The following is a 4,007-nucleotide window of genomic DNA, read 5'->3' on the forward strand; positions in this document are numbered from 1 at the left end:
TAAAATGACAATGGTCATTGCTTCAGACAAGCTCAAGGCTGACTTTTTCAGCTTGGATTTTTGATCAGAAATTAAAGCTTTTTCTAAAGATTCATTAAATGTTTTGCAGAAATCGTCCAAAATACAAAATAATTCGGTAATATGATCCATCGAGAAGCCTTGTTTTATAACATTTTGTATTGAGAACCAATATGTTATAAATTCAGGGCTTTTTTTCTACTCTTTTTTATATCGAACTCAGGTTATCAATAGACAGTGGACCGAGTGCCGTCAGTGAAGCAAGTAAGAGAATCCAAGCGTTGGAATAGACCGCTTTTTCCTGTGTAATCGGCATAGGATTAATTTATGTTTTGGAAGGAGAGTTTGCAGACAAGTTTACACGCTCCATAGTATGATTTATACCAGAGCAGGTGAAATTTCACATATTCTCATATTTGAAAATTGTCCAACCCTAAGCGACAAACAAAGGTGCCCTTTGAAAGCATGGCTGACCAGTCTAAAACAGGCTACTTATAATACAACCTTCATGTATAACCTCCGCATGGTCATTACCTTTGCAGGGACTGCTTTTATTCCATATTTTATGGGTTTTCAGCTGGCAACTATTCCGCTGACACTCGGCGCAGTTGCTGCGGGTTTAAGTGATATAGATGACCGCTTTTCCGTGCGGATCATGAATTTAATTTTTACCTATATTGGTTTTTTCATTACCGCAACGTCGATTTACTTTTTATTTCCACACCCAATTTTATTTGCACTGGGTCTAATCGTTTCGTGTATTGGTCTGATTTTACTGGGCTCACTGGGACGTCGTTATGCCACCATTTCCTATGGTTGCTTAGTGGTTTCCGTTTACTCCATGCTCGGTGTCGGACTTTTTGACAACTGGTATACACAACCGTCTCTGCTGGTGATTGGAGCAATTTGGTATAGCGTTATTTCAACTATCAGTTTTCTGCTCTTTCCCGTTCGTCAGGTTCAAGACAATCTATCGAAGTGCTATTCCTCACTCGCCGATTTTCTGTTTGCCAAATCCAACCTGTTTGATGTCGATATGACAGCTAATAGCTATCAACAGAGCATGATTGAACTATCGTTGGAAAATGGTAAATTAATTGCAATTTTCAACGACATGAAAACCGCCCTACTCACCCGATTAAAAGGTGACCGTGGACAACGAGATACGCGTCGCAGTCTGCAATATTATTTTGTGGCGCAAGATATTCACGAGCGCGCAGATTCAGCACATATTGACTATCAAAAACTGGCGAAAATTTTTCAACACAGCGATATCTTATTCCGCTTTCAACGAATTTTATCTATACAAGCCAAAGCCTGTAAAGACTTAAGCAGCAGTATCTTAAACCGGCAAACCTACACCCATAATAAACGCTTTAAACATACTTTTGAAAATCTCCGTTTATCACTAGAAAAGCTCAGAGACGAACAACAATACGACCAAATTTGGGTCAATGCTCTGTTTTCGTTGTATCAAAACTTAAAGTCGATTGATGCGCAGCTACGTAATTTAGAAACTGAACGCAATATTAAGCTCGATAAAACCAAACATATCGAAAGCCAGCTCAAAGATGATGACCTGAAAGGCTGGGATGACATTAAGGTTCGGATTAAACAACATCTCACCCCAGAGTCGGTTTTATTTCGACACGCGATTCGTCTGTCTATCGTGCTATTAGTTGGATATATCTTTGTTCAAGTCACCAACATTGAATATGGGTACTGGATTCTACTTACAGCACTATTTGTCAGTCAGCCCAACTTCAACGCAACCAAACGTCGTTTACGTTTACGTATCGTAGGGACGTTGGTCGGAATCATTTTAGGGTATGCCGTATTGTACTTTGTACCTTCGATTGAAGGACAACTTCTCGTATTGGTTATCAGCGGGGTACTTTTCTTTGAGCTTCGTAGTAAACAATACGCTCAAGCCACCGCTTTCATCACCATCTTGGCACTGATTAATTTCAACTTAGATGGTATGGGATATGAAGCTGCCCTTCCGCGCATGATGGATACCTTAATTGGCTGTGGACTGGCATGGTTAGGCGTAAGTTTTATTTTCCCTGACTGGAAGTTCCGTCGCCTACCCCGCACAATTTATCGTTCGCTTTCCGCTCAATGTGATTATTTGGCAGAGGTGATTGAGCAGTATAAGTCTGGACGTAACAACGGTCTGAATTATCGCGTGGTTCGTCGTGCCGCACACAATACTGATGCCGAGGTTGCTTCACTCATTTCCACTTTAGCCACCGAACCCGACTTTGACCCAATGCAAAAGAGCTTGGCGTTTGAGTTCTTGTGTCTCAATCATACTTTTATTAGCTATATTGCAGCTTTGGGGGCTCATCGCGAAAAAATTGACGACCCACAAATTTTAGAATTGATGGATCGCGCTTTTGACAATATCCAAGGTGCGCTCCTGCGGGATGAAATGCCTGATTTAACTGCGCAAAATATGCTACAGACCATTCGTCAGCGTTTAAGCCAAAATAATGAGGAAGATCAGAAGGCATTGATTATTTTACAACAGCTTTCCTTGATGTTTAGCATCTTGAATCAGTTCAGTCGTTTGAAGCAAAGTTTAAGCCACGAACGGGATCATGAGGCCACAGAACTGGCTTCATTATAATTTGGGTGATTTTGGAACAATATACTCACTGAAATGCTCTAAATGATGCTAAACTTTTTGCAGTTTTAAATCTGTTACTTTCACTATGACCGCGAAAAATTTATACGCTTATACTTTACAGCCTGTGACCTATGAAATCACTGAAGCTGAACAACGCGATGCTCAATTAAAAATTTGGCGTAGCACAAACAAAATTAGCATGAAAGCTTGGATCATCATGGCTGTCGTTACAGCCCTTTCGATTCTTGGCCTAATTTTACTCAAGAATTATTCAACCATCTTTTGTTGGGTCGCAATCGCCTGCGTCGTGGTTTACCTTTTAGTCCGTAAATTCGGTTTAGAATGGTATGTGAAGCGAAAAATGAATGAGTTTCCAGTTCAGGAAATTAAAGGCATTCGTTTAGGTGTACAACCTCACGGTCTGATTATGCGCCAGCAAATGGGCATGCAAGAAGGTGTCGGTGCAATCGGTTGGAAAGATATCTACGAATGGTACAACACACCTGAGTTTTTGTTGATTAAATTCAAAGTGAAAGGCCAAGAAGGTGCATACATTCTGCCAAAACGCATGGATAGCAAAAACTTCTCGTTTAATACGATTCGTAAACATTTAAAAGAAACAGTTGGTGAAGCGCAGCCACTTTAAGTCTTGCTTTCTCCTCTGTAAAAAAACCTCCAACTTTTGGAGGTTTTTTTATATCCCAAACCCTCGAATACAAATGATAATGAGAATAAATATTAATTTCTAAATCCATATTATCTTCTCAATCTTCAGGTATAATTTCCGCACAACAAATCGCTCACCATTAAGTATCGCCATGTTTAAAAAAACATTTTTCCAAGTGCATTGGTTTTTGGGAATCACTGCGGGTCTTATCCTGTCGCTTATGGGCGTCACAGGGGCCATCTATTCTTATGAACAACAAATCTTAAAATGGATGAACCCAGATAGCTATACCGTTCAAGCAATACAAAACAATAAATTAACCCCTGCTGAGCTGTATCTACATTTCCAAAAACAAGATCCTGCCATCAAAATCAATAGTATTACGATTGCTCAAGAACCGACCACTTCAAGTACGGTCAATATCGAGAAAGAAGGCGCACGTCGTGGTTATAACATGATGGTGAACCCGTATACTGCTGAAGTCTTACCCGAAGTTAAAGGCCGTGAGTTTTTTAACTTTATTCAACAGTTACACCGTAATTTAACTGTCGGCCCTGTCGGTAAACAAATTACTGGCGCTTGTACCCTCATGCTTATTTTCTTTGTATTGAGTGGTCTGTACTTACGTTGGCCCAAACGTCATTCCATCAAACAATGGTTTTTTATTAAACCTAAATTGAAAGGGCGTAA

The 4,007-nt window shown here is 40.0% G+C and carries 3 protein-coding genes and 1 pseudogene; 3 read left to right on the forward strand and 1 reads right to left on the reverse strand.

The window, feature by feature from the left end:
• Positions 1–150, reverse strand: a pseudogene (locus ACY3FQ_RS11525) (IS982 family transposase); the annotation flags it as partial.
• Positions 151–475: 325 nt separating this feature from the next.
• On the opposite strand from ACY3FQ_RS11525, the gene yccS reads away from it, so the two are divergent.
• The 3 genes from yccS to ACY3FQ_RS11540 all read left to right on the forward strand — a co-directional run.
• The gene (gene yccS / locus ACY3FQ_RS11530) at positions 476–2,650 is read left to right on the forward strand and encodes a YccS family putative transporter (protein ID WP_201950699.1); all 2,175 of its coding nucleotides are present in this window, start codon (positions 476–478) and stop codon (positions 2,648–2,650) included.
• 85 nt (positions 2,651–2,735) lie between these two features.
• Positions 2,736–3,296 carry a YcxB family protein gene (locus ACY3FQ_RS11535; RefSeq protein ID WP_004981126.1) on the forward strand — a complete coding sequence of 187 codons (561 nt, stop codon included), beginning with the start codon at positions 2,736–2,738 and terminating at the stop codon, positions 3,294–3,296.
• A 172-nt stretch (positions 3,297–3,468) separates the two neighbouring features.
• On the forward strand, positions 3,469–4,007 hold a 539-nt coding region (locus ACY3FQ_RS11540), incomplete at its 3' end, for a PepSY-associated TM helix domain-containing protein (RefSeq protein WP_489774080.1).

The organism is Acinetobacter sp. AB03, from assembly GCF_058107045.1.

What these genes read in the sequence shown, in the direction of transcription:
- ACY3FQ_RS11535 (WP_004981126.1), top strand. Translation starts at nt 2,736, where the DNA reads ATGACCGCGAAAAATTTATACGCTTATACTTTACAGCCTGTGACCTAT.